This window comes from Thalassovita sp., from assembly GCF_965218685.1.
In the GTDB taxonomy this organism is placed as follows: domain Bacteria; phylum Pseudomonadota; class Alphaproteobacteria; order Rhodobacterales; family Rhodobacteraceae; genus Thalassobius.
The window spans coordinates 2,448,696-2,473,677 of sequence record NZ_OZ244657.1 but is presented as its reverse complement, the minus strand read 5'-3'; the positions used below and the strand labels follow the sequence as shown (position 1 = coordinate 2,473,677).

The following is a 24,982-nucleotide window of genomic DNA, read 5'->3' as shown; positions in this document are numbered from 1 at the left end:
GATCAGCCGATCCGGTAGTTCGGGCTTTCGCGGGTGATCTGAACGTCATGCACATGGCTTTCCTTCAGACCCGCGCCCGTGATTTTGACGAAATTGCTGTTCTTGCGCATTTCTTCCACGGTGGCATTCCCGGTATAGCCCATGGCCGCACGCAGACCGCCCACCAACTGGTGAATCACGGCGCCAGCCGAGCCTTTATAGGGCACCTGGCCTTCGATCCCTTCGGGCACCAGCTTGTCGCTGGCCGCGTCCTTCTGGAAATAACGGTCGGCCGAACCGCGTGCCATGGCGCCCAACGAGCCCATGCCGCGATAGGACTTGAACGAGCGGCCCTGATACAGGATCACCTCGCCCGGGCTTTCATCGGTGCCCGCAATCATCGAACCGACCATGGCGCAGGACGCGCCGGCCGCGATCGCCTTGGCAAAATCGCCCGAGAACTTGATGCCGCCGTCAGCGATCACCGGGGTGTCACCCGCCGCAGCGGAACAATCCATGATCGCGGTCAGCTGGGGCACGCCAACGCCGGCCACCATCCGCGTGGTACAGATCGAGCCCGGCCCGATTCCGACCTTCACAGCATCCGCACCTGCGTCGATCAGCGCCTTGGTTGCCTCGCCAGTGGCGACGTTACCTGCAATCACCTGCACCTCGTTGGACAGGTTCTTGGCACGGCTAACGGCCTCCAGCACACCCTCGGAATGGCCATGCGCGGTGTCCACCACCAGAATATCCACACCGGCATCCACCAGCGCCTCAGAGCGTTCAAAGCCCGCAGCACCCACACCGGTTGCCGCAGCCACACGCAGGCGGCCCAGCTGGTCCTTACAGGCCGTGGGGTTCAGAACGGCCATTTCGGTGTCTTTCAGCGTCAGCAGCCCGGTCAGCTTGCCCTGGCCATCATGGACCAGCAGCTTCTCGATACGGCGCGATTTCATCAGGCTCTTGGCCTCGTCCAGATCCGCCGGTTCGGCCAGCATGGCCAGATCATTGCTGGTCATCATTTCCGAAACGGGCATGTCGTCCGAGCTTGCAAAGCGCATGTCACGATTGGTCAAAATACCAACGACCAGCCCCTTGTCATCAACAACCGGGAAACCGGTGAAGTTGTAGCGCTCGACCAGGGCCTTGGCGTCGGCCAGGGTCTGATCCACCCGCAGCGTAACAGGGTTATAGACGATACCGGATTCGAAACGCTTGACCCGGCGGACCTCTCGGGATTGTTCGTCCACGTTCAGGTTCTTATGGATCACGCCCATGCCGCCGGCCTGAGCCATTGCAATCGCCATGCGCGCTTCGGTCACCGTATCCATCGCCGAGCTGAGCAGCGGGATATTCAGTGCGATCGAGTTCGTCACGCGCGTGCGTGTGTCCGCAGTCGACGGCAGAACGCTTGACGCGGCAGGAACCAGAAGAACATCATCGAAGGTTAGGGCCTCACGAATTTCCATTTGGGACTCCGGAAAAATGGGGATCGGTGTTGGCACGTCCCTATCTCATGACTGCAGCAGAAAGAAAAGCCCCAACTGACGTTTCCTGCCCGGTTTATGCCGCACGAGGTTCTTGTCGTCAGCCGCCACGACCGACATTGTGGTCCCACAAGCAGGAGAGACCATGGCACACGGATACGAGAGCGGCAGGCTGGATCTGCCCTTTGTTGGCATCGCAACCTTCGGCAAGCGCCCAAATCAGCCTGACTGGGATCAGTTGGAGGCTGACGTGGCCATCATCGGCGCGCCCTATGATTTCGGTACGCAATGGCGCTCGGGCGCGCGGTTCGGCCCACGCGCGGTGCGCGAGGCATCGACCCTGTTCAGCTTTGGCCACGCGGGCGCTTATGATCACGAGGATGACGCCACCTATCTGCCCGGCTCGGTGCGGATCGTGGACATGGGCGACGCGGACATCGTCCATACGGACACCGAGGCCAGCCACGCCAATATTGAAACCGCCGTGCGCGCCGCGCTGAAGGCCGGCGCCCTGCCCGTCACCATCGGCGGCGATCACTCGGTCAACATCCCCTGCATCCGCGCCTTTGACGATCAGGGCGATTTTCATGTCCTGCAGATCGACGCCCACCTTGATTTCGTGGACGAACGCCACGGCGTCCGCCATGGCCACGGCAACCCGATGCGCCGCGCCGCTGAACAGCCCTACGTTACCGGCCTTACGCAGGTCGGCATCCGCAATGTCTCCTCTACCGCCCGCGAGGGGTACGAGGACGCGCGCAACATGGGCTCGGACATCCTGTCGGTGCGCCAGGCCCGTAAACTGGGCCCAGAAGGCCTGGCCGCGCGCATCCCCGCCAAAACACCGGTTTACATCACCCTCGATATCGACGCCTTCTGCCCCTCGATCGCGCCGGGCACAGGTACGCCCAGCCATGGCGGCTTCCTCTACTACGAAATCCTAGAATTACTGCAACAGGTCGCCCAAAAACACGACATCGTCGGCATCGATCTGGTCGAGGTCGCCCCCGATTACGATCCCACCGGCTCCACCGCTATCCTTGCCGCCCAAATCCTGCTCAACACTCTGGGCTTCATCTTTCACACCCGCGGATTTCGCTGACCGCCTTCTTTGCTCCCCAAATACTCCCGCCGGAGGCTCCACCCTTCCCTCCGGCGCCGACACGAATGATGACGCGCCGTGCGCATCAAATGCCGTTTCCCGGCTTTCCTTCGCCCGCCAAGGCCCTATGATCCGCCGCAACGCGAACACCCAAGGCCTGAACCATGTCCGACCCACTTGTGATCTTTACCCCCTCTGGCAAACGAGGCCGTTTTCCGGTGGGCACCCCTGTTCTGACAGCAGCCCGGCAATTGGGCGTGGATCTGGATTCTGTTTGCGGCGGGCGGGGCATCTGCTCGAAATGCCAGATCACGCCCTCTTACGGCGAGTTCCCCAAACACGGCGTCACGGTGCAGGAAAACGCCTTGTCCGAATGGAACGCAGTAGAGCAGCGCTATGACGACAAACGAGGCCTGCCCAAGGGTCGCCGTCTGGGTTGTCAGGCCACTGTTCAGGGCGACATCGTGATCGACGTGCCGCCCGAATCCCAAGTCCACAAACAGGTTATCCGCAAGGCCGCCAGCGCCCGCGCGATCACCATGGACCCGGCCACGCGGCTCTATTTCATCGAGGTGGCCGAGCCTGACATGCACGTCCCCACCGGCGATTTCGAACGTCTGAAGGCCGCGCTGCGGGATCAATGGAACATCGCGGACCTGCGCGCCGACCTGTCGATCCTGGCCAAGCTGCAACCCACCCTGCGCAAGGGCAAATGGCAAGTCACCGTCGCTCTGCACCATGATCACACCGGTACCGCGCCGCGTTTGATCGAAGTCTGGCCCGGCCTGCATGACAGCGGCCTGTACGGGCTGGCGATTGATCTGGGCTCGACCACCATCGCCGCGCATCTGTGCGATCTGCAAACCGGCGAGGTGATTGCCTCGTCCGGCCTGATGAACCCGCAGATCCGCTTTGGCGAGGACCTGATGAGCCGCGTGTCCTATGCCATGATGAACCCCGGCGGCGATGCCGAGATGACTTCGGCCGTGCGCACTGCTTTGAACGATCTGGCCGCGTCTTTGTGCTCTGAGGCTCAGATTGACCCGGCCCTGCTGGTCGAGGCCACCTTTGTCTGCAATCCCGTCATGCACCACCTGCTGCTGGGCATTGATCCGGTCGAGCTGGGCCAGGCGCCCTTTGCGCTGGCTTCCTCCGACAGCCTGTCCTTGCCCGCCGCGCAGTTGGACCTGACCGCGCTGAACCCACGCGCGCAGGTCTATGTTCTGCCCTGTATCGCGGGCCATGTGGGCGCCGATGCCGCCGCGGTTGCGCTGTCCGAAGAACCGAACAAGTCCAAAGACCTGGCACTGATAGTTGATGTGGGCACCAATGCGGAAATCCTGCTGGGCAATACGGAACGGGTGCTGGCGTGCTCGTCCCCCACCGGCCCGGCATTCGAGGGCGCACAGATCAGCAGCGGTCAGCGCGCGGCCCCCGGCGCAATCGAACGGATCGAGATTGATCCCACCACCAAAGAGCCGCGTTTCCGCATCATCGGCGTGGACATGTGGTCGGACGATCCGAGCTTTGCCGAAGCCGCCGCCGCGACCGGGATCAGCGGCATTTGCGGGTCCGGCATCATCGAGGCCGTCGCCGAAATGCGCATCGCAGGGCTGTTGGATCCCTCGGGACTGATCGGCTCGGCTGAACAAACCGGCACTGCCCGCAGTATCCCCGAGGGCCGCACTCATGCCTATGTCATCTGGGACGGCACGGCGGACGGCGGCCCTCTGATCACCGTCACCCAGGGCGACATCCGCGCCATTCAGCTGGCCAAATCCGCGCTCTATGCCGGGGCGCGTTTGCTGATGGACGAAATGGGCGTCGACAAGGTGGATCGGGTGGTGCTGGCCGGCGCATTCGGCGCGCATATCAGCCCCAAACACGCGATGGTGCTGGGCATGATCCCCGACGTGCCGCTGGACAAGGTCCAAAGCGCGGGCAACGCCGCCGGAACCGGCGCGCGGATCGCTCTGTGCAACATCGCCGCGCGGGCCGAGATTGAACAGACCGTCCACCAGATCACCAAGATCGAAACCGCGATCGAACCGCGTTTCCAAGAACATTTCGTCGCCGCCAACGCCATCCCCCACGCGACCGAACCCTTCCCCGAACTGGCCCAGGTCGTCGCATTGCCCACAGTCAGCTTTAACGTCAAAGCCGAAGGAACAGGCGGACGACGCAGGCGACGTCGTTAATTCGTTAACTTTTCACGCTACCGTAGTCTCAACATCTGGCCCGCCCGCGCAAAACATGTTAGCGCGGGCTGGAACAACCCAGGACAACTGCCATGACTACGCGCCCCGCGCTGTCTCGTGTCGAGTTCATTGCCCTTATCGCAATGCTCTTCGCGACGATTGCCTTTTCCATCGATTCCATGCTGCCCGCCCTGCCCGCCATTGCGGCCGAACTAAGCCCGGATGACGTCAACCGCGCCCAGTTGATCCTGACCAGCTTTGTGTTGGGCATGGGCGTGGGTACGTTGTTTTCCGGGCCGCTGTCTGACCGGTTCGGACGCAAGCCGGTGATCCTGGCGGGCGCGGGCCTTTACATTCTTGGGGCCGCACTGGCCTATTTCGCCCAAGGGCTAGAGCTTTTGCTGATGGCCCGCGTGATCGGAGGCCTTGGCGCCGCTGCTCCGCGCGTCGTTGGGCTGGCCATTATCCGCGACCTATATGCCGGGCGCGAAATGGCCCGTATCATGTCTTTCGTGATGATGGTTTTCACCCTGTTCCCGGCCGTGGCCCCGCTGCTGGGATCGATCATCATCGGACTTGCCGGTTGGCGTTCGATCTTTCTGGTTTTCATCCTGTTCGGAGGCCTTGCAGCAGCCTGGTTGGCCATCCGCCAACCTGAATCGCTGCCCCCTGAGAATCGCCGCTCACTTAGGCCCGCGCTGATGTGGGCCGCAATGACCGAAATGTTCATCCATCCGCGTGTTCGCATCTCAATCCTGGCGCAAACCCTTGCATATGCGATGCTTTTCATGGCGATCACCCTGATCCAGCCCATCTTCTCTGAAGTTTTCGGACGCACCCAAACCTTCCCCTATTGGTTCGCGGGCATGGCGCTGCTGGCGGCAAGCGGCAATCTTCTGAACGCCGCGCTGGTGGTGCGTCTGGGAATGCGAAACCTTGCCACCTTCGCCTTTGGCGCTCAGGCCGTTCTGTCCGTGCTGATTACGCTGGCCTGGCTGTCCGGCCTGTTCGGAGGCGCCATGTTCTTTATCTTTCTGGCCTGGCTGACCACGGTCTTCTTCATGGTCGGCCTGACGCTGGGCAACCTGAACGCCATCACGATGGAGCCGATGGGCCATATCGCGGGCTTTGCCGCCAGTATCTCGGGTGCGCTGGCCACGGTGATTGCCGTGGCGCTGGCCGTCCCGGTTGGGTTGAGCTTTGATGGCACACCCCTGCCGTTGACAATCGGCGTCCTTGCGACCAGCGGCGCGGCCTTCGTGGTCATGCTCAGAATGCGCCAGCTGGATCTTCGCAACCCTCAATGGGGATTTTAACAATGAGCGACACACTGCCCCAAGACGAAACGCCACCGCGCAAACACACCCTTTTGGCCGATGCGCATGGGTTGATGTTCGGCAGCACCATGGCCGCCGCCGCGATGGTACTGCTGACCCATATGGGCCTTGTGACCGGGCAGACGGCAGGGCTGGCGGTGCTTTTGTCCTACATGACCGGCTTTAGCTTCGGAGAAGTCTTCTTTGTCGTGAACCTGCCCTTCTACTGGTTGGCGTTCCGGCGCATGGGCGTGCGCTTTACCGTGAAAACCTTCATAGCGGTTGGGCTTTTGTCGGTGATTTCACAGTTCATGCCAAACCTGTTTGAAATTCAGCATCTGAACACCGCCTTCGGCGCGATCCTCTTTGGCCTCATGTCAGGGGCTGCGCTGCTGGCGTTGTTCCGGCACGGTGCCAGTTTAGGCGGCGTGGGTATCCTGGCTGTTTATTTGCAGGACAAGACAGGGTTTCGGGCGGGCTATACCCAGTTGCTGTTCGATGTGGGTGTGTTTGCCCTGGCCCTTTTCGTGATCGACCTTCCCGCGGTGCTGTATTCGCTTCTGGGGGCATTCATCGTGAACACCACCATCGCAATCAATCACCGCAAGGATTGGTACGTCGCGACCTGACGCATGGTCGGGGGCACAGCCCCCGCCCGTTAGTCCAGCGCGCGCAGCCGTCTGAGCAGGCTGGAAGTATCCCAACGCCCGCCGCCCAGTTTCTGCACATCCTTGTAGAACTGGTCCACCAGCGCCGTGACAGGTAGGCTGGCCTGGATCTCGTCGGCGGTCGACAGGCAGATCCCAAGATCCTTGCGCATCCAGTCCACGGCGAAACCGTGCTCAAATTCGTCATCCAGCATGGTTTCATAGCGGTTCACCATCTGCCAGCTGCCCGCAGCGCCGCCGCCGATCACCTCGACCACGGCGCGCCCGTCCAGACCGGCCTTTTCGGCGAAATGGAGCCCCTCGGACAGGCCCTGCACCAGACCGGCGATGCAAATCTGGTTCACCATTTTGCACATCTGGCCCATACCGCTGTCACCCAGACGTTTGCACATCTTGGCATAGGCGTTGATAACCGGCTCGGCCGCGTCATAGGCCGCCTGATCGCCGCCGCACATCACCACAAGCTGGCCATTTTCAGCGCCCGCCTGCCCACCCGATACGGGCGCATCAACGAAAGCCAAGCCTTGCCCGGCCAATTCGCGTGTAACAGCCGCCGATACGGTGGTGTGATCGACAAAAATCGCCCCGTCAGACATCCCGGCAAAGGCCCCGTCGTCCCCCACGCAAACCGAGCGCAAATCATCATCATTGCCCACGCATGCCATCACGAAATCACATCCCTGCGCTGCCTCGCGCGGGGTTAGTGCCATCGCGCCACCATGTTCGGCCACCCAGGCTTCGGCCTTGGCTGCGGTGCGGTTATAGACCACCACCTCGTGCCCTGCTTTCACCAGGTGACCGGCCATCGGATAGCCCATCACCCCAAGGCCCAGGAACGCCACTTTTGCCATGTCTCACTCCGCTAGCATTTGTATTCATCCAAGTTTGTGGCTAGCTAACGGAACAAAGGCAAGAGCGAACGGGGACTCACGGCGCATGGCGATATTCATCAAATGGCTGTTTCGACTGTCCGGAGCGTTGATCGTCCTGCTCGTGCTGGCGATCCTGGTGGTCTATTATCTAGCCTCTCGGTCTTTGCCGGACTACACCAAGTCACTGGAAGTTAAGGGCATTTCCGCCCCGATCGAGATTGTGCGCGACAACGCAAACGTGCCTCATATATTTGCGGCCACAGATGCGGACGTGTTCTATGGGCTGGGTTATGCCCATGCGCAGGATCGGTTGTGGCAGATGACGGTGATGCGCCGCACTGTGCAGGGCCGCCTGTCCGAGGTCTTTGGCATCCGCACGCTGGAAATCGACAAACTTCTGCGCCGGTTTGACCTTTACACAGCGGCGCAACGCTCGGTCGCGGTGCAGGACGCACGCACTCAGACGGCGTTAACAGCCTATGCGGCCGGGGTGAACGCCCGCATCAACGAGATCAACCGCGACGCGCTGGGGCGCGGCGCGCCCGAGATGTTCCTGTTCAACGCGCCGATTGCCCCGTGGACCCCGGCGGATTCGCTGGCCATCGTCAAGTTGATGTCCGTGCAATTGTCCGGCCAGCTGGAAACCGAGGTGCTGCGCGCGCGAACCTCTTTGTTGTTGCCTGACAATGATCGCCTGTCTGACATCCTGCCCGATGCGCCGGGCAGCGGGGTGGCCGCGCTGGCCTCGTATGCCAGCCTGTTCGACACGCCTCTGCCGCGCTTTGCAGAAGGCCAACGGATCACTGACCCCCTGTCCCCGTTTCCCAGCAAAGAACTTGCCGGTGCCTCGAATGCATGGGCCGCAGCCAAGCACCGTTCTGCGGCGGGCGGGACCTTGCTTGCCAACGATCCCCATTTGGGATTCAGCGCCCCGACCATCTGGTATCTGGCTCGCCTGCAGCTGCAGGACGGGGGTGTTATCGGCGCCACTATCCCCGGTATTCCTTCGGTTCAGTCTGGCCGCTCCGAGGATCTGGGCTGGGGCGTTACGTCGTCCTACATGGATGATCTGGACGTGTATATCGAACGTCTGAACCCGGAAAACCCCGAGCAATACCAGACACCTGACGGTTTCAAAGCCTTCCGCACCCGCAAATCCATCATCCAGATCAAGGACGCCGAACCGGTCACCGTTACCTTGCGCTGGACAGATAACGGCCCCGTCCTGCCCGCCAGTCACGCCAATCTGGGCACGATCACCCCGCCCGGTCACGTGGCCAGTATCGCCTGGACTGCGTTTGCGCCCAATGACACCACGCTCAGCGCCGGGATCGGGCTGATGTATGCCAAATCGGTGCAACAGGCCTTGTCTGCGCTGCGCCCCTATGTGGCGCCCTCGCAGAACGTCACCATGGTGGATCACGACCAGATTGCGCTGAAAACCGTGGGTGCGATGCCGCGCCGGTCCTCGCGCCACCAAAGCCAGGGGCGCATGCCAACGCCCGGATGGATTCAGGAAAACCGCTGGCAAGGCCACAGTGCTTATGCTGCCAACCCTGAGTTTCTGCAGCCTCTTGGCGGAATCGTCGGGAATACCAACAACAAAAGCGTCGACCGTCCCTTTCCGCTGCATGTTAGCTTTGACTGGGGCGATACGCAGCGTGTTCAACGCTGGCAGCGGCTGATGCAATCGCGTCAGGTCCACACCCGCGACAGCTTTATCGAAGCTCAGCTGGACACGGTCAGCCCCGCGGCCCGCACCATTCTGCCCTTGATCGCTGCCGATCTGTGGTTCACCGGAGAGGCCGCCCCAGACGGTACGCCCGAACGCCAGCGTCAACGCGCCTTGTCCTTGCTGGCCGAATGGAACGGCGAGATGTACGAGCACGCCCCCGAACCGCTGATCTACTCGGCCTGGGTCCGCGCCCTGCAAACCCGCCTGATCCAAGATGAACTGGGCCCCTTGACCAAGGAATTCACGCATGTCGAGCCCCTGTTCATCGAGAGGGTCTTCAAAGATGTGAACGGTGCCTCGGTCTGGTGTGATGTGCTGCAGTCGGCACCAATCGAGACATGCTCGGACCAGGCGCGCCTGGCACTGGATGACGCCATCCTGTGGATCGAGGAAGAATACGGAACGCAACTGGAATCGCTGCGCTGGGGCGACGCGCATCAGGCCACCCATGACCACCCGATCCTGGGCGAGGTGCCGCTGTTGCGCTTTTTCGTTAACATTCGCCAGTCCACAAGCGGCGGGGATCACACGCTTAACCGCGGTAAAACCAGTGGCAAGGGCAACGCTCCCTTTCAGAACTCACACGGGGCGGGATACCGAGGGGTGTACGATTTTGCGGACCCCGACAGCTCGGTCTTTATAACGGCCACCGGCCAGTCCGGTCACTTCCTGTCGCGCCACTATGACGATCTGGGCGAGCTGTGGCGGCGGGGAGAGTATATCCCCATGTCACTGGACGCAGACCTGGCCCGAGCAGCCTCGGTCGGGGTGACGCTACTGCGGCCATCGCCTTGATGCACTACATCAAGATTGCCGCCTAATTATATGTCTCGAAATCGTTTTTCCTGACGATTAGTCCAGCGAACCGTCAGGTTAAAGCCGGTTTCGTCCTGAGTTTCGGACTCGACCACGTCTTGCTGGAACAGCCACGCGCGCTTACGCCCTTCAGCGAAGGTCAGATGGAATTCGCTGATATGGTGTTCGGATTCAAGTGCGCGGGTGATGCGCTCCATCAGGTCGGGCAGCCCCTCGCCGGTGATCGCCGAGATGGCAAAGATATCGTCCTCGCGCGCGGCGCGGGCCAGATGCGCGGCGCGGGCATCATCATCCAAATTGTCGATCTTGTTCCACAGCTCCAGCACCGGAACACCCTCGGGCACGCCCAGTGACTCCATGATCTCATGGACATCACGCGCCTGATTTTCCGTTTCCGGATGCGAGATGTCACGCACATGCAGGATCAGGTTGGCTGACAGCACCTCTTCCAGCGTTGCACGGAACGCGGCAACCAGTTCGGTCGGCAGATCGCTGATGAATCCCACCGTATCGGACAGGATCACCTCGGGGCCACCATCAGGCAGCTCGACCCGTCGCATCGTGGGGTCCAGCGTAGCGAACAACATGTCCTTGGCCATCACATCAGCGCCCGTCAAGCGATTGAAAAGCGTAGATTTTCCGGCATTAGTATACCCAACAAGCGCGACGATCGGAAACGGCACCTTCGCGCGCGAGGCGCGGTGCAGCTCGCGGGTTTTCACCACTTTGGCCAGTTGCCGACGCAGGCGGGTCAGTTGTTCGTCAATGGCGCGGCGGTCGGCCTCGATCTGAGTTTCACCGGGACCGCCGACAAAGCCCAAACCGCCCCGCTGACGTTCCAGGTGTGTCCATGCGCGGACCAGCCGGGTCCGTTGATAGGACAGCGCGGCCATTTCCACTTGCAACACACCTTCGCGGGTGCGGGCGCGGTCGCTGAAAATCTCAAGGATCAAACCGGTCCGGTCCAAGAGTTTTACCTTCCACTCTTTTTCCAGATTCCGCTGCTGCACGGGTGTGACCGGGCCATCGATCAGAACCAGTTCGACTTCGGCTGCTTTCAGCTTGGCTTTCAGTTCCTCGATCTTGCCCGATCCAAAGAACAACCCCGGCTGAGGCCGTTGCACACGAACGGTTTCAGCCCCCACGACCTCAAGGTCAGGGAGCGCTGCAGCCAGCGAAACGGCCTCGTCCAGCGCAAAAGCCGGATCGCGCCGTTCACGTTCGGATTTGATGTCAGGATGCAGAACCCAGGCGCGGGTTGCTTCCTTGTCATGCGTCATCAATTGGCGTCGTCACCGTCATACAAGTTGATCGGCTGCGACGGCATAATTGTCGAGATCGCATGCTTATAGACCAACTGGGACTGACCATCGCGGCGCAGCAACACACAAAAATTATCAAACCAGGTAATTACGCCCTGCAATTTGACACCGTTGATCAGGAAAATGGTGACCGGAATTTTGGTCTTCCGCGTGTGATTTAGAAACGCGTCCTGCAAGTTTTGCTTATCGGAAGCCATGAAATAAACCTTTGTTCTTGCGAAGAGTCGCGGACCGACCCTAGTTTTCTGGGCCCGAGTATGTCGCGGCAACTACCGAGATTCTAGCCCAAAAGTTAAATTGTTCGCGTGCAAAGTGATTGGCGCCGTCAGCTACGCCATACATCGCTTGTCAGAAGGGCAATGATTGCCAGCATTTCAAGCCGTCCCAGAATCATCGCCGCGCAGAAGGCCAGCTTGGCCGTACTGGCCAGTTCCAGCAGGCCCAGACTGTTCTCTGGTGCGATAGTGATAAGCGGCCCTGTGGTCGACAAAGCCGAGATGGAAAGGACAATCGCGTCCTCGAAGCTTAGCCCAAGCGCGGCAAAAATCACGGTGAACCCGGACAGTGACAGCGCAAAAAGCATGAAGAAGATCCACGCGATATAAGCCCCCTTCTTACGAATCCGGCGCGACATCCCCGTGCTGCGCCCAACCGAGGACGGATGCACAAGCCGGTCCATCTCGCGCAGACCATTGAGATACAGCGCCCAGACCCGCAGCAGCTTGACCCCGCCCGCGGTGGTGGCCACCCCGCCGCCGACCAGCGACAGGCCAAGGAAAATCAGCCCCGGTGTGGACATGCCCGACCACAGCTGCGCCGTTTCCCATTCGGCGCTGACAAACCCGGTGGTCGTCAGGAAGGACAGCGCGGTAAAAATACTGCCCCACAAAGCCCGCAAGGCGATCATGACCCCGCCAGCCTGGGTGCCATCCACCGCCTCGGCGCCCCACCAGTGACGCAGGAACAGCAAAGCCGGAACGGTGATCACGACCACCATGCCCAGACGAAATTCGGGGTCAGTGTGGATACCGCGACGCGCCGTGGTGATCGTGTCACTGGAAAAGGTCAGTCGTGACAGGGCAAACAGCATGAACAGCGCCATCACAACCTCTCCGGGGATGCCAGAGCTTGCGCTCTGCGCGCCATCGATCGGGGAAATGCCACTGGTCGCCATCACGGACATTGCATGGCACAACGCAACCAGAGGGCGGTCTCCGCTGATGACCATCATGATCCACAGCGCCAGCGTCAGCCCGCCATAGATCGGGATCAGCTGCCCCGAGATTTTCAGGATGCGCCGCTGGGGATCGGTGGTATCCAGACCCCTCTCTGTGCCCTCGCCCCGCCCCGGTTCGGCCGAGGCCGTCACCTCGAAACCGCCAAGGTTCAAAGGCGCAAGGATCGCAGCCGCCGCGATCCACATCAGCAACCCACCCAGCCAACCGACCTGCGCGCGCCACAGGTGCTGCGTGGTGCTAAGCCGGTCCGCATCAAACAGACTGGCCCCGGTGGTGGTGAGGCTGGACACCATCTCGACATAGGCGTTCAGGAAACTTGTGGTACGGATCGTTTCGTATAAAGGCACCGCCAACATTGCCGGCAGGACCACGAAACAGGCGAACAGCGCCAGCAGATCCCCCATTGAACCACGTTTGCGCACCCGTCCCCACATGGCCAGCGTGACCAGTGCAACGATCAACAGGAACAGCGTTCCCGAATAAAAGAAGGTCCGCGCCTCAAAGAAATTCTGGACCGCCAGAGCATGAGCGGCAGGCAAAAACATCGACAGTGCGCCGATGGCCATCAGCAGCAGAAACAGCGGTTGATCTCGCAGCTGGCCCAACATGGCTTAAAAGAAGTCAATCGAAACTTGCAGCAGCCGCTCGACCTCGGGAACGTCTGAGGCCATCGAGAACAGGCAGATCACGTCACCTTCGTCCACGCGGGTATCGCTGCCGGGTTTGACCACGCGGTCGCCTTTCAGGATACCGCCGACCAACACGCCCTCGGGGAAATCGATGTCGCGCACCCTTTGGCCCGCAATGGGCGAGGTCGACAGGACCTCGGCCTCGATCATCTCGGCCTCGGCATCCCCGATCGAATACACGCCCCGCACCCGGCCATGCCGGATATGCCGCAGGATCGAGGAGACGGTGGTCGCGCGCGGGTTGATATAGGCATCAATCCCCAACGGCCCCATCATCGTGGTCAGCGTCGGATCATTGATCAGCGCGATGGCCATCGGGCAGCCTTCGGTTTTCGCGCGTACCGCCGCCAGCATGTTGGTTTTGTCGTCGTCGGTCACACACAGGATCGCGTCGGCCCGGCTGATATTCGCCTCGGCCAGCAGCGCCGAGTCCAGCCCGTCGCCATGCAACACAATCGTCCGCTCAAGCGCGTCAGCCGCAATTTCCGCGAACCGGCGTTTTTTCTCGATAACCTTGGCGCGGATACGGCGATCCGTTCGCGATTCGAGCGCGCTGGCCACGGCCAGACCGACATTGCCGCCACCGATGATCACCACACGTTCCTGGGTTTTACTGGTCTTGCCGAAAACCTCCATCGTGCGCGGGACGTCCTCGTTGACGACAAAGACATAGCATTCGTCCCCAACGAACAGCTGGTCACCGGGCTCGGGAGCGAACAATGTCCCTTCACGCCGCACGCCGACCACCACGATCCGCAGGGTCGGAAACAGCTCGTTTAGCTGCCGCAAGGGGGTGTTCACCACGGGGCATTCTTCCTCGATGGTGATGCCCAAAAGCTGCGCGCGTCCGCCCAGAAAGGTTTCGGTGTCAAAAGCTGCCGGCGAGGCAAGTCGCTGAAGCGCGGCCTCAGCCACTTCGCGTTCGGGGCTGATCACCACGTCAATCGGCAGGTGATCGCGGCGATAAAGATCCGAATAAATCGCTGTCAGATAGCTTTGGCTGCGCAGACGCGCGATTTTTCGCGGAATGGCAAAAACCGAGTGAGCGACCTGACAGGTGACCATGTTCACCTCGTCCGAGTATGTCGCCGCGATGATCATATCCGCGTCCCGGGCGCCTGCCCGGTCCAGCACGTCCGGATACGAGGCAAACCCCGCGATCCCCTGCACATCCAGCGTATCGGTCGCGCGGCGCACCAGATCGGGGTTGTTGTCCACCACCGTCACGTCGTTACGTTCCCCGGACAGGTGACGCGCAATCTGCCAGCCGACCTGACCAGCACCGCAAATGATGACCTTCATGCCAACACTCCCTTTCGTGTCAGAAGCCCTGAATCGCATGCCCCCTGATGAGGGTCAATTGATTAATGATCCAAAAGGCTTCAAACTGAGGACATGGGGACACAACCCGATGATATCGCTTGATTTGAACGCGGCGCAGCGCCGGAAAGAGCCCTACACGCCGTTTCATACAACAAGCTTTTTGCTCATCAGACGAAAGGACCCAACACATGCGTGTTCATTCACTCTTGGCCTTCGCTCTTCTCGCCGGCTGCTTCCCGGTAGACGTCTATCACAAGAACGGGGCCTCTTTGGCGCGGCTTCAGTCGGATGAAACCGCCTGTAAGGTTAAAGCGCTGAAAGAGGTGCCTGTGAACAAGCTGACCCGCGTCACACCGGTACATGTCATCCCACATCAGACCTGCGACAGCGAGGGGAATTGCGAAACCACCTATACCACCTTCGGCGGTCACGTGGTCGTCTATGACGCCAACAAGGACCTGCGTGCGCGGTACGAGGCCCAGTGCATGGTCGACAAGGGTTATGCTCAGGTCGAGCTGCCGATCTGCCAGGGCCCTGCCCCCGAAACGCTTCCCGGCAAGGTACCTGCCCTGACCGAGGACAGCTGCGCCGTGCGCACCAAGACCGGATATCGCGCTGTGACGCCGAACTGACCGCTTTGATCAGGCGTCTGCGTCCTCGTTTTCCACATGGGCCACGCGGGCACCAGATTTGTTCGAGGTCACCACGTTCAGCGATTTCAGCTTGCGGTGCAGCGCGCTGCGCTCCATCCCGACGAAATTGGCCGTGCGGCTGATATTGCCGCCAAAGCGGTTGATCTGGGTCAGCAGGTACTCGCGCTCGAACACTTCGCGCGCTTCGCGCAGCGGCAGCGTGGCCAGCGCCCCGGTCAGCAGAACGCGTTCTTCCTTGCTACCGCTGTCAGTTTCCTGCGGCAGGTCTTTCACCTCGATCGGCTTGTCCCCATCATGCAGGATCAGCACCCGTTCGATCAGATTGCGCAGTTGGCGCACATTGCCCGGCCAGACCATCGTCTGCATCAACGCGGCCGCATCCCCCGAGATCTTGCGCAGCGGCAAGCCTTGGGTGCGGTGGAACATTTCGATGAAATGCGCGGCAAGTTCGGGAATATCTTCGCGGCGTTCCTCAAGCGAGGGCACGGCAATCGGCACCACATTCAGGCGATGATACAGTTCTTCGCGGAAATTACCCGCGCTGATCTCGGCCTCGAGGCTGCGGTTGGTTGACGAGATAACCCGCAGGTCGACCCGCACCTTTTCGGACCCACCAACCCTTTGAAATTGCTGATCAACCAATACGCGCAGAATTTTCGACTGTGTGCCCATTGGCATGTCCGCGACTTCGTCAAAGAACACCACACCACCGTGCGCTTGTTCCAAAAGGCCAGGCTCGATGCCCTTTTCGCTGCTTTCACGGCCGAACAGAACCTCTTCGACGCGGTCCGGCTCGATCGAGGCGCAGCTGATCGTGATAAACGGCCCCGACGCCCGGTTCGAATTGGCGTGAATATAGCGCGCCGCAACTTCCTTGCCCACGCCCGCCGGGCCGGACAACATCACCCGGCCATTGGATTTCGTCACCTTGTCCAGCTGATTTAGCAACGCGCGATAGGCCGCGGACGAGCCGACCATCTCGAACGAGCTGACCTCGCGCTGTCGCAATTCGCGGTTTTCCCGACGCAGCCGCGAAGTTTCCATCGCGCGGCGGATCACAACCAGCAACTGATCAATATTGAAGGGTTTTTCGATGAAATCGAAGGCGCCCTGCTTGATCGCCGCCACCGCGATTTCGATATTGCCATGCCCCGAAATGATCACCACCGGCACGTCCGGGTTATCGCGTTTTGCCGTCTTCAGGATATCGATCCCGTCCATCCGGCTGTCTTTCAGCCAGATATCCAAAATCATCAGCGCGGGGGCCTCGGCGTTGATTTCTTTCATCGCATCGTCCGAGTTTCCGGCCAGACGGGTCGTATAGCCCTCGTCCTCAAGAATATCCGAGATCAGCTCGCGGATGTCGCGTTCATCATCGACAATCAGAATATCACCCATGGGTCCTCAACGCTCTACTTGTTCTTGGTTAGCTTCAACAATTTCCAGCAATGGCAGTCGGATCACCGCCATGGCACCGCGGCGACCGGTGTCATCAAAAGGATCGGCATCCACCAGATCCAACGTACCGCCGTGTTCTTCGACAATCTTGCGTACGATGGGCAGGCCAAGGCCCGTCCCTTCGCTACGAGTTGTCACGTAAGGTTCGAACAGACGGGCACGGTCTTCAGGTAGGCCGATGCCGTTATCAGCGATAGTGATGACAGCTACACGCCCTTCGACGCTAGCTCGCACTCGAATTTCCGGGCAAAAATCCGCGCTTTGTTCTTTTTTAATATCAATGGCTTCCCCGGCGTTTTTCAACAAATTCGTAAGCGCCTGATTGATCATTGTGGCGTCCAGATCTGCCATCATCGGATCCTCACCCAGATCCGAGGTTATCAGCACCTCGGGTTGGCCGCTTTGCTGCAGCAGAACGGCCGCCTCGGCCAGTTCTCGCAGGCTGACGGTACGCAGCTCGGGCTCGGGCATCCGCGCGAATTTTGAAAACTCGTCCACGATCCGCCTCAGGTCATCCGTCTGCCGCACGATCACACCGGTCAGTTGCGACAGATCGTCGGTCAGCGGCTCGTCCAGATGGCGACTGAACTTACGCTTGATCCGCTCGGCGCTCAGCTGAATGGGAGTCAGCGGGTTCTTGATCTCGTGGGCAATGCGGCGCGCCACGTCGCCCCAGGCCGCCATACGTTGCGCAGCCACAAGATTTGTCACATCGTCAAAGGCGACCACATATCCTTCAAGCTCGCCACCTTCAGCATAGCGCGGGGACATGCGCACCAGCAGGTTTTCCAAGCGGCCATTGCGGGTGACCTTGATTTCTTCCTGAACGGCCGCCCCCTCGCCCGAGATCAGACGTTTGAAAAGCGCGCCAAACTCGGGCACCGCCAGCTCCAAGCTCAGGGACTGGTGTTCGTCATGCCAATCCAGCAACCGCTGCGCCGAGCGGTTCACAAAAGCCACACGCCCCTGATCGTCCAGCCCAACAACGCCCGAGGTGACCGAGCTGAGCACGGAATCGAACAACCGGCGCCGACGTTCGATCTGGTCGGTGTTTTCCAGCAGCGTCGTGCGCTGCGCCTTCAGCTGGCGGGTCATCTGGTTGAAGTAGCGACCCAGCATGGCGATCTCGTCATCGCCCTCTTCTTCGATCACACGCACGTCCAAGTCGCCGGCGCCCACACGTTTCGCCGCGCCCGTCAGGCTGCCGACAGGCCGCGAAAGCCGTTCTGCAAACCACAGGCCCAGCCAGATTGCGGCCAGAATCAGGATAACGGCGAACCCAAGATAAATGAGGCCGAATTCAAACAGGACGCGGCCACGCTCATTTTCAAGTTGTTGGTAGAACTGCGCCGTTTCCTTGGTTTCGTCCAGAAGGCTAAGCAACTCGCCGTCCACGTCGCGACTGACGTACAAAAAGCGATCCACAAATGCGTTCAGACCGACCAAGGCCCGAAATTCGTTATTTTCCCAATCTTCGATGACCAGGATGCCCTCGGTGCGGGCGGTTTCGATCTGCGCCTCGCTGGGCTTTTCATAATCGAACAGGTACGAGCGTTCACCGCGCGATATGATCTCGCCCGCTCCGTCGATAACGAAGGCTTCGCGCAAGCCGCGTTGGATCTGGGCCTGGCCCTGCGCCAGCACGTTGCGGATGCCATTATCCCCCATGAAGAAGGTGCGCTGGCGGGTGGCGTCCAGAATGCCGGCAAGAATCAGGGCGTCCTGGCTCAGGTCGCGGCGGTGCTCTTCCTCGTAGGCTTCGGCCGCCTCAAGCGAGCTGCCCACCACCTGCCGCACCCTGTCCGAGAACCAGCCCTCGAGGCCCACGTTCACCGTCAACGCCGCGAAAATCGCGACCGAGACCGTTGGGATCAGCGCAAGAATGGCAAACGCGCCGGTCAGGCGCAGGTGTAGGCGAGAACCTGCCGATTGAGCGCGCCGCGCCGCCACCAACGCCACGATCCGCTGCAAAACCAACGCCGCAACGACCAGAACATAGACGAAATCAGCCAGCAGGATGAGTCGCAAACTGGGAGAGGACGACCCCTGATCAAGGGGACCAAGAATCAAGAATGTGCTGATGACCAGAACCGGCCCCAGCGACACAAGCGCAAAGGTTGCCATGTTCTGCACACGGCGCTGACGCCTTAGACGTCGCAGCCTTTGCCAAGCTGATGGATGTCGTGCCCGGGTTGTCACCCGCCACTCCTCGTTGATGCGCCGCTATGTTGCGGCTTCCGCCTCTTTTATGACCCGATGCAATCGAGCCACGCCTGTTGCGGTTTTACATCAATTTGCGGCGACGAGTCACGCGAATATCCAGATCGGTGATTTTCTTACGCAAGGTATTGCGGTTGATCCCCAGCAAATCGGCACATTTGGCCTGATTGCCGCCAGTCGCCTCAAGCGCGATTTCGATCAGGGGCTGCTCGACCTCTTTCAAAATCCGACCATACAGGCCCGGCGGAGGCAGCATGTTGCCATGCAGATCGAAATATCGACGCAGGTGACGCGCGACCGAGGCCGACAGCTTTTCTGCGTCCCCACCGCCAAGAACCGGCTCCATCTCGGGCTGGTTGCCCAGGACGGCCTCGACCTCGGAGCGGGCAATCTCGTCCGAGCGTGATGTCAGCACCAGACGCTTAATGGCATTTTCCAACTGCCGCACGTTGCCAGGCCAGCTGTAGACGCGCATCAGTTCCAGCGCGTCCTTGGACAGTATCCGCTTGGGTGCCCCGTCCCGCTCCGACCGCACCAGGAAGTGGTCTGCCAGCAGCGGGATATCCTCGACCCGTTCGCGAAGCGAGGGCACCAGCAACGTCGCGCCGGACAGGCGGTAATACAGGTCCTGACGCATGTTTCCCTTGTCCAGGGCATCGGACAGGTCGCTTTGGCTGGTGGCCATGAAGCGCGGAACATTGTCTCCGGGGCTGTCCATCATGCGCACGATACGTGCCTGAACCTCAAGATCGATGTCACCGATCTCGTCGATCAGCAGGGTGCCGCCCTTGACGCGGGCCAGAATGCGCGCGGGGCCTTCGATATCTTGCAAATCCGCAGCGGTGGCCGTCACGAAGGGCAAGGTGCGCCGATCCGAGAAATCGTGGATCGCACGGGCGATCAGCGATTTGCCGGTGCCGCTTTCACCCGCGATCAGAACGGGCAAATCGGTGTTCATCACCTTCGCAACCAAACGGTACAGCGACTGCATCGCCGGAGTGCGCCCCACAAGCGGCAAATCGTCGGGCCGCTCGTTTGCCTCAGCAGGCGCTGCGGCGGGGGCCGCGCGGCGGCGTTGCTCCAGCGCCCGCGCGGTGCGTTTCATCAGGTCAGGCAGATCGAAGGGTTTTGGCAGATAGTCATAGGCTTCGGCCTCGGCGGCCTGAATCGCGGTCATGATCGTGTTCTGCGCCGAGATCACAATCACCGGCAGGCCCGGTCGGTCCTCGGCAATCTTGGGCAGCATCTCAAGCCCGTTGCCGTCAGGCATCATCACATCACTGATGACCACATCGCCTTTGCCCTCGCCGACCCAGCGCATCAGCGTGGTCAACGAGGAGGTCGCATGAACCTTACAGCCTGCACGGGTCAAAGCCTGGGTCAGCACCGTTCGGATCGTGCGGTCATCATCTGCTACAAGTACGGTACCGTCCATTACTGGCTCTCCTTTTTCTTACGCCGCGTCTGGGTTGGATCCAAAGGCAGTGAAATCTTGAAAACAGTGCGGCCGGGCACCGAGTTGACGGAAATCCAACCGCCATGGTCCCCGATAATCTTGCTGACCAAGGCAAGGCCCAGCCCCGTGCCGTTTTCGCGCCCCGAAACGAAGGGATCGAAAATGTCGCCCTTGATGTCATCGGGCAGGCCGGGGCCGTCGTCCACGATCTCGACCTGCAGGGGCAATGCCTGGCCGGTGCCATCGCTGCGGCGCAGACGGAAACTGTGTTCATAGAATGTGCGCAGCCGAATGGTGCCGCCTTCCTTGCCCGCCGCCTCGGACGCGTTCTTGATCAGGTTCAGAACCACCTGCAAAAGCTGGTCAGGATCACCATAGGCCATCGGCAACGAGGGGTCGTACTCTTCGAGGATCTTCATGTGGGCGCCGAAGCCCAGCAACGCCGAACGCCGCGCGCGGTCCAGAACATCGTGGATATTCACGGCCTGACGCTCCGGTTCAGTCAGGTTGCCGAACTGTTCGACCTGCTCCAGCAGTTTCACGATACGGCGGCTTTCGGCCACGATCAGATCGGTCAGCTCGAGGTCTTCGGCCGACAAGTTCATCGAAAGCAGTTGCGCCGCGCCCGTGATCCCCGCCAGGGGGTTCTTGATTTCATGCGCAAGCATCTCGGCCATGCCGATGGCAGATTTGGCCGCGGATTTAACGCTGTGGCTTTGGGTCAGCTGCCCGGCCAGCTCGCGCGGAGAGATCAGGAACAGCATGTGCCCCTCCATCCCCAGCATCGGTGCAATCTGCAGGTTGCAGTGCAGCGGAGCCCGCTCGCCGGTGCCGACGTCCACGTCGTTCACGAACAAAGGGGTTTTGCTGGTCCGGGCACGTTGGAACGCCTCTTCCAGCGGCGCGTCGATCATGATCCGATCCCACACCGGCTGCCCCTTGATCGAGCGGGCCGAGGCATTCAGGAACCCCTCGGCTGCGGGGTTGATATCAGCAATATTGTCGTTTTCATCGACCAGAACGCCCGGCACGGGCAGGTTTTGCCAAATCAGATTGTCCTGCATCACGCGGCGACCTTTTGCTGAGGGTTCAGGGCATCGGGCAACAACCCGATCACCTGCGCTGGATCGCGCGAGGTCAGCACGGCACGGCGCAGTTGCGGGCCGGTGCCCGCCTCGTCCATGTACCAGCCAAGATGTTTGCGGGCGACGCGCCCGCCCAGATCAGCGCCATAAAAGGCCAGCATCGCCTCGTAATGCGCGATCACCATTTCGACCAGATCCGCGCCCGTGGGCACCTGGGGGGCCTCGGCGCCATAAAGCTCGTGCGCGATCTGCGCCAGAATCCAGGGCCGGCCTTGCGCCCCGCGCCCGACCATTACGCCATCCGCTCCCGAGCGATCCAAAGCCGTGCGGGCGGTGTCGGCGCTGACAATGTCCCCGTTCGCGATCACCGGGATCGAGACAGTTTCCTTGACCCGCGCAATCGCATCCCAATCGGCACGTCCCTTGTAGAACTGGCACCGCGTACGGCCGTGTATGGTAATCATCTGAATGCCCGCGTCCTGCGCGCGCTGCGCCAGCTCGGGAGCGTTGAGCAAATCATCATCCCAGCCAAGGCGCGTCTTCAGCGTCACCGGCAAATCGACCGCATTTACCACGGCCTCGATCAAGGTCAGCGCGTGGTCCAGATCTTTCAGCAACGCCGAGCCGGAATAGCCATTCACGACCTTCTTGGCCGGGCAACCCATATTGATGTCGATGATCTTGGCACCGTTGTCCTGCACCATCTTGGCAGCCTTGGCCATCCATTCAGCGTCGCGCCCCGCCAGCTGCACCGAGGTATTCGCAGCCTCAAAGCCCAGCTCGGCCTTTTCGCGCACGCCGGGCTTGGCCTGAACCATTTCCTGGCTGGCGACCATCTCGCTGACCACCAGACCGGCCCCGAAACGGGACACCAGGTCACGGAACGGCAGGTCCGTGATTCCGGCCAGGGGCGCCAGGAAAACCGGTGGTGTTAAGTTTTTGCCCGCAATGCTCAGCGACACTTGCCTAATCCTTGTGCATTTGCCTCTGGACTAGCTTATCCCCCTAGCGGCTTCAATGAATTGCGCCCAGAAATCAGCCCCCTTTGGGGGTTGCGCCTAATTTTTAATCACATGCGCGGACCCCATGGATGGATTGCCCTTCACGCCCACACGCCCTATGCAACAAAGAAAGGCAGTCAAATCCGGGGATTCCATGCGCACGGACGCCATCATAGTAGCCGCAGGACGCGGGCGTCGCGCCGGGGGCAGCGTGCCCAAACAGTGGCGCGATCTGGGAGGAGCCTCGGTGGCCGCTCGGACGGTGCAGGCGTTTCTGGATCATCCAGAAATCAGGCGGATCGTTTTGGTCCATCACCCCGATGACACGGATGAAGTCAGCGCCCTGCCCGGTCTCGATCGGCTGATTTGCGTGCATGGCGGCCAGACGCGCAACAGTTCGGTTCGCAACGGGATGGAGGCGCTGGCAAGCACCCCGCCTGACCGTGTGCTGATACATGACGTGGCCCGCCCTTGCGTGCCGGCGCAGGTCATCTCGGATGTGATCAATGCTCTGAAGGACGCCCCCGGCGCGGCACCTGCCTTGGCAGTGACTGACGCCCTGTGGCGCGGCGACAACAATCACGTATCCGGCGTGCAGGACCGTGCGGGGCTGTATCGCGCGCAAACCCCCCAAGGGTTTCGCTATGCCGATCTTCTGGCTGCGCACCGCAAATTCGAGGGCGAGGCCGCCGATGATGTTGAGGTCGCCCGCGCAGCCGGCCTGCATGTCGCCATCACACCCGGCCACGAGGACAATCTGAAAATCACCCATCCCGGCGACTTCGACCGGGCGCTGAAAATACTGCGAGGACAAATGGATATTCGCTTGGGAAATGGCTATGACGTACATCGGTTCGGGCCGGGGGACCATGTGATCCTGTGCGGCGTCGAAATCCCTCACGAGCGCGGCTTGCAAGGGCACTCGGATGCGGATGTGGGCATGCACGCGGTCACCGACGCGATCTATGGCGCCCTTGCAGAAGGCGACATCGGCCGCCATTTCCCACCCTCGGACCCGCAATGGAAAGGCGCCGCCAGCCAGATATTCCTAAAACACGCCGCCGATCTTGCCCGCGAAAAAGGATTTGAGATCAGTAACATCGACTGCACACTGGTTTGCGAGTACCCCAAGGTCGGTCCCCATGCTGCCGCCATGCAGGCGGAAATGGCGCGGATCATGAGCCTGGAACCCGCGCGCGTGTCCATCAAGGCCACAACCAGCGAACGCCTCGGCTTTACCGGCCGCAAAGAAGGCATCGCAGCTATCGCAACCGCCGCATTGGTGAAACCATGATTAGACTGATCAACACCTTCTTCTACACCGGCCTGCTGCGCCCCGCGCCGGGCACCTGGGGATCACTGGCCGCGCTGGCCGTTGGCTGGGGGATCGAGCGTTACCTGGGGTTCTGGCCGCTGGTCGTGGCAACGCTGATCGCCACCGCCGTCGGATTTTGGACCATCGGAATCGAGCTGAAGGACCGCCCCGGTGATGACCCTTCCGAGATTGTCATCGACGAGGTCGCGGGCATGTGGCTTGCGTTGCTGTTCCCCGCTGCGGGCTTTTACATGCGCGACATGCCCATGGTCTGGCCGGGTCCCGTCGCGGCCTTTCTGTTCTTCCGCCTGTTTGACATCACCAAACCTTGGCTTGTTGGCCGCGCCGACCGTCGCCACGACGCGCCTGGTGTGATGCTGGATGATCTTTGGGCCGGGCTATTCGCGGGCGTTTGCACGCTGATCGCTGCCGCGCTGTACCACGTGGTGCTGATATGAGCGTCGCCGCCCTGCTGGAGCTTTACATGGCCAAGGGCCTGCGGATCGCCACCGCTGAAAGCTGCACGGGGGGCATGGTCTCGGCTGCGATCACGGATGTTGCGGGGTCTTCTGCGGTATTTGAACGTGGATTTGTCACCTACACCAACGAGGCGAAAATACAGATGCTGGGCGTCCAGAAGGACACGCTTGATGCACTTGGCGCGGTCAGTGAGGAGGTGGCCGCACAGATGGCTTTGGGGGCGCTGGCCAACTCCGAGGCAGACGTGGCCGTAGCGATCACCGGCATCGCGGGACCAGGCGGGTCAGATTTCAAACCCGAGGGCCGCGTCTGCTTTGCACTGGCGACGAAAACCGGGCCCGTGCACACAGAAACAGTGGAATTCGGCGCGATAGGGCGGGACAACGTGCGGGCCCGGTCTGTGCAAAAATCCATCGACTTGCTGAAATCCGCAGCAACCTAAGCACGCTTATTTTTGCATCATTTAGTGTTTTTTTCGCCTATTTTTTGCCCGTTTTATAAACTGCGCGTATTTTAATCGGCTTGAAACCGTATTGCTTCTTTCTTTTGCACACCGTTTCCGTTTG

The 24,982-nt window shown here is 60.9% G+C and carries 20 protein-coding genes; 9 read left to right on the top strand and 11 right to left on the bottom strand.

All coding sequences use genetic code 11. The features are described 5' to 3' along the window. Positions 1-2 precede the first annotated feature (2 nt). Positions 3-1,451 carry an IMP dehydrogenase gene (guaB, locus tag ACOQOQ_RS12245; protein WP_420567271.1) on the bottom strand — a complete coding sequence of 483 codons (1,449 nt, stop codon included), beginning with the start codon at positions 1,449-1,451 and terminating at the stop codon, positions 3-5. Between the two features lie 163 nt (positions 1,452-1,614). Here guaB and speB point away from each other — a divergent pair, with 163 nt between their 5' ends. The 4 genes from speB (at position 1,615) to ACOQOQ_RS12225 (ending at position 6,714) form a co-directional block, all read left to right on the top strand. Next, positions 1,615-2,571 (top strand): agmatinase, encoded by a 957-nt coding sequence (gene speB / locus ACOQOQ_RS12240; RefSeq protein WP_420567270.1) that lies wholly within the window; start codon positions 1,615-1,617, stop codon positions 2,569-2,571. A gap of 164 nt (positions 2,572-2,735) precedes the next feature. After that, the gene (locus tag ACOQOQ_RS12235) at positions 2,736-4,769 is read left to right on the top strand and encodes an ASKHA domain-containing protein (protein WP_420567269.1); all 2,034 of its coding nucleotides are present in this window, start codon (positions 2,736-2,738) and stop codon (positions 4,767-4,769) included. A gap of 92 nt (positions 4,770-4,861) precedes the next feature. Continuing rightward, complete coding sequence (locus ACOQOQ_RS12230; RefSeq protein WP_420567268.1) at positions 4,862-6,085, top strand: multidrug effflux MFS transporter; 1,224 nt, start codon at positions 4,862-4,864, stop codon at positions 6,083-6,085. A 2-nt stretch (positions 6,086-6,087) separates the two neighbouring features. Continuing rightward, positions 6,088-6,714 carry a YitT family protein gene (locus tag ACOQOQ_RS12225; RefSeq protein ID WP_420567267.1) on the top strand — a complete coding sequence of 209 codons (627 nt, stop codon included), beginning with the start codon at positions 6,088-6,090 and terminating at the stop codon, positions 6,712-6,714. 29 nt (positions 6,715-6,743) lie between these two features. On the opposite strand, the gene ACOQOQ_RS12220 is transcribed toward ACOQOQ_RS12225, so the two are convergent. Further along, positions 6,744-7,604, bottom strand: coding sequence for an NAD(P)-dependent oxidoreductase (locus ACOQOQ_RS12220; RefSeq protein ID WP_420567266.1), 861 nt, complete (start codon positions 7,602-7,604; stop codon positions 6,744-6,746). Between the two features lie 85 nt (positions 7,605-7,689). On the opposite strand from ACOQOQ_RS12220, the gene ACOQOQ_RS12215 reads away from it, so the two are divergent. Beyond that, positions 7,690-10,155, top strand: coding sequence for a penicillin acylase family protein (locus ACOQOQ_RS12215; RefSeq protein WP_420567265.1), 2,466 nt, complete (start codon positions 7,690-7,692; stop codon positions 10,153-10,155). A 26-nt stretch (positions 10,156-10,181) separates the two neighbouring features. Here ACOQOQ_RS12215 and hflX read toward each other — a convergent pair whose 3' ends face one another. From hflX to trkA, 4 genes are all read right to left on the bottom strand, one after another. After that, complete coding sequence (gene hflX, locus ACOQOQ_RS12210) at positions 10,182-11,456, bottom strand: GTPase HflX (RefSeq protein ID WP_420567264.1); 1,275 nt, start codon at positions 11,454-11,456, stop codon at positions 10,182-10,184. Beyond that, on the bottom strand, positions 11,456-11,695 hold the full coding sequence (gene hfq, locus ACOQOQ_RS12205) for an RNA chaperone Hfq (protein ID WP_420567263.1): 240 nt from the start codon (positions 11,693-11,695) through the stop codon (positions 11,456-11,458). Before hfq ends, hflX begins: the two co-directional genes overlap by 1 nt. Positions 11,696-11,823: 128 nt before the next feature. Next, on the bottom strand, positions 11,824-13,344 hold the full coding sequence (locus tag ACOQOQ_RS12200; protein ID WP_420567262.1) for a TrkH family potassium uptake protein: 1,521 nt from the start codon (positions 13,342-13,344) through the stop codon (positions 11,824-11,826). Positions 13,345-13,347: 3 nt separating this feature from the next. Next, positions 13,348-14,727, bottom strand: coding sequence for a Trk system potassium transporter TrkA (trkA, locus tag ACOQOQ_RS12195; protein ID WP_420567261.1), 1,380 nt, complete (start codon positions 14,725-14,727; stop codon positions 13,348-13,350). Between the two features lie 209 nt (positions 14,728-14,936). On the opposite strand from trkA, the gene ACOQOQ_RS12190 reads away from it, so the two are divergent. Continuing rightward, positions 14,937-15,380: a hypothetical protein gene (locus ACOQOQ_RS12190; RefSeq protein ID WP_420567260.1), complete on the top strand. Its 444-nt coding sequence runs from the start codon at positions 14,937-14,939 to the stop codon at positions 15,378-15,380. A gap of 9 nt (positions 15,381-15,389) precedes the next feature. On the opposite strand, the gene ACOQOQ_RS12185 is transcribed toward ACOQOQ_RS12190, so the two are convergent. The 5 genes from ACOQOQ_RS12185 to dusB all read right to left on the bottom strand — a co-directional run bounded on the left by ACOQOQ_RS12185 (position 15,390) and on the right by dusB (position 22,582). Then, positions 15,390-16,799 (bottom strand): sigma-54-dependent transcriptional regulator, encoded by a 1,410-nt coding sequence (locus ACOQOQ_RS12185; RefSeq protein ID WP_420567259.1) that lies wholly within the window; start codon positions 16,797-16,799, stop codon positions 15,390-15,392. Positions 16,800-16,805: 6 nt separating this feature from the next. Continuing rightward, the gene (locus ACOQOQ_RS12180; RefSeq protein WP_420567258.1) at positions 16,806-18,983 is read right to left on the bottom strand and encodes an ATP-binding protein; all 2,178 of its coding nucleotides are present in this window, start codon (positions 18,981-18,983) and stop codon (positions 16,806-16,808) included. Between the two features lie 160 nt (positions 18,984-19,143). After that, positions 19,144-20,514, bottom strand: a complete 1,371-nt coding sequence (locus ACOQOQ_RS12175) for a response regulator (RefSeq protein WP_420567257.1) — start codon at positions 20,512-20,514, stop codon at positions 19,144-19,146. After that, positions 20,514-21,599, bottom strand: coding sequence for a two-component system sensor histidine kinase NtrB (locus ACOQOQ_RS12170; RefSeq protein ID WP_420567256.1), 1,086 nt, complete (start codon positions 21,597-21,599; stop codon positions 20,514-20,516). The genes ACOQOQ_RS12175 and ACOQOQ_RS12170 overlap by 1 nt, the downstream gene beginning before the upstream one ends. Continuing rightward, a complete protein-coding gene (gene dusB / locus ACOQOQ_RS12165) occupies positions 21,599-22,582 on the bottom strand; it encodes a tRNA dihydrouridine synthase DusB (protein ID WP_420567255.1) in 984 nt (327 codons plus the stop codon). Before dusB ends, ACOQOQ_RS12170 begins: the two co-directional genes overlap by 1 nt. 193 nt (positions 22,583-22,775) lie before the next feature. On the opposite strand from dusB, the gene ACOQOQ_RS12160 reads away from it, so the two are divergent. The 3 genes from ACOQOQ_RS12160 to ACOQOQ_RS12150 are packed head-to-tail and all read left to right on the top strand — an operon-like array spanning position 22,776 to position 24,858. After that, positions 22,776-23,915 carry a bifunctional 2-C-methyl-D-erythritol 4-phosphate cytidylyltransferase/2-C-methyl-D-erythritol 2,4-cyclodiphosphate synthase gene (locus ACOQOQ_RS12160; protein WP_420567254.1) on the top strand — a complete coding sequence of 380 codons (1,140 nt, stop codon included), beginning with the start codon at positions 22,776-22,778 and terminating at the stop codon, positions 23,913-23,915. Further along, positions 23,912-24,394: a phosphatidylglycerophosphatase A gene (locus tag ACOQOQ_RS12155; RefSeq protein ID WP_420567253.1), complete on the top strand. Its 483-nt coding sequence runs from the start codon at positions 23,912-23,914 to the stop codon at positions 24,392-24,394. The genes ACOQOQ_RS12160 and ACOQOQ_RS12155 overlap by 4 nt, the downstream gene beginning before the upstream one ends. Beyond that, on the top strand, positions 24,391-24,858 hold the full coding sequence (locus tag ACOQOQ_RS12150) for a CinA family protein (RefSeq protein ID WP_420567252.1): 468 nt from the start codon (positions 24,391-24,393) through the stop codon (positions 24,856-24,858). The genes ACOQOQ_RS12155 and ACOQOQ_RS12150 overlap by 4 nt, the downstream gene beginning before the upstream one ends. Positions 24,859-24,982: the final 124 nt, after the last annotated feature.

What these genes read in the sequence shown, in the direction of transcription:
- ACOQOQ_RS12225 (WP_420567267.1), top strand. Translation starts at nt 6,088, where the DNA reads ATGAGCGACACACTGCCCCAAGACGAAACGCCACCGCGCAAACACACC.
- ACOQOQ_RS12170 (WP_420567256.1), bottom strand. Translation starts at nt 21,599, where the DNA reads ATGCAGGACAATCTGATTTGGCAAAACCTGCCCGTGCCGGGCGTTCTG.
- ACOQOQ_RS12185 (WP_420567259.1), bottom strand. Translation starts at nt 16,799, where the DNA reads ATGGGTGATATTCTGATTGTCGATGATGAACGCGACATCCGCGAGCTG.
- ACOQOQ_RS12235 (WP_420567269.1), top strand. Translation starts at nt 2,736, where the DNA reads ATGTCCGACCCACTTGTGATCTTTACCCCCTCTGGCAAACGAGGCCGT.
- ACOQOQ_RS12190 (WP_420567260.1), top strand. Translation starts at nt 14,937, where the DNA reads ATGCGTGTTCATTCACTCTTGGCCTTCGCTCTTCTCGCCGGCTGCTTC.
- trkA (WP_420567261.1), bottom strand. Translation starts at nt 14,727, where the DNA reads ATGAAGGTCATCATTTGCGGTGCTGGTCAGGTCGGCTGGCAGATTGCG.
- ACOQOQ_RS12155 (WP_420567253.1), top strand. Translation starts at nt 23,912, where the DNA reads ATGATTAGACTGATCAACACCTTCTTCTACACCGGCCTGCTGCGCCCC.
- ACOQOQ_RS12200 (WP_420567262.1), bottom strand. Translation starts at nt 13,344, where the DNA reads ATGTTGGGCCAGCTGCGAGATCAACCGCTGTTTCTGCTGCTGATGGCC.
- ACOQOQ_RS12160 (WP_420567254.1), top strand. Translation starts at nt 22,776, where the DNA reads ATGCGCACGGACGCCATCATAGTAGCCGCAGGACGCGGGCGTCGCGCC.
- speB (WP_420567270.1), top strand. Translation starts at nt 1,615, where the DNA reads ATGGCACACGGATACGAGAGCGGCAGGCTGGATCTGCCCTTTGTTGGC.
- ACOQOQ_RS12180 (WP_420567258.1), bottom strand. Translation starts at nt 18,983, where the DNA reads ATGGCAACCTTTGCGCTTGTGTCGCTGGGGCCGGTTCTGGTCATCAGC.
- ACOQOQ_RS12230 (WP_420567268.1), top strand. Translation starts at nt 4,862, where the DNA reads ATGACTACGCGCCCCGCGCTGTCTCGTGTCGAGTTCATTGCCCTTATC.
- guaB (WP_420567271.1), bottom strand. Translation starts at nt 1,451, where the DNA reads ATGGAAATTCGTGAGGCCCTAACCTTCGATGATGTTCTTCTGGTTCCT.
- ACOQOQ_RS12175 (WP_420567257.1), bottom strand. Translation starts at nt 20,514, where the DNA reads ATGGACGGTACCGTACTTGTAGCAGATGATGACCGCACGATCCGAACG.
- ACOQOQ_RS12215 (WP_420567265.1), top strand. Translation starts at nt 7,690, where the DNA reads ATGGCGATATTCATCAAATGGCTGTTTCGACTGTCCGGAGCGTTGATC.
- ACOQOQ_RS12150 (WP_420567252.1), top strand. Translation starts at nt 24,391, where the DNA reads ATGAGCGTCGCCGCCCTGCTGGAGCTTTACATGGCCAAGGGCCTGCGG.
- hflX (WP_420567264.1), bottom strand. Translation starts at nt 11,456, where the DNA reads ATGACGCATGACAAGGAAGCAACCCGCGCCTGGGTTCTGCATCCTGAC.
- hfq (WP_420567263.1), bottom strand. Translation starts at nt 11,695, where the DNA reads ATGGCTTCCGATAAGCAAAACTTGCAGGACGCGTTTCTAAATCACACG.
- ACOQOQ_RS12220 (WP_420567266.1), bottom strand. Translation starts at nt 7,604, where the DNA reads ATGGCAAAAGTGGCGTTCCTGGGCCTTGGGGTGATGGGCTATCCGATG.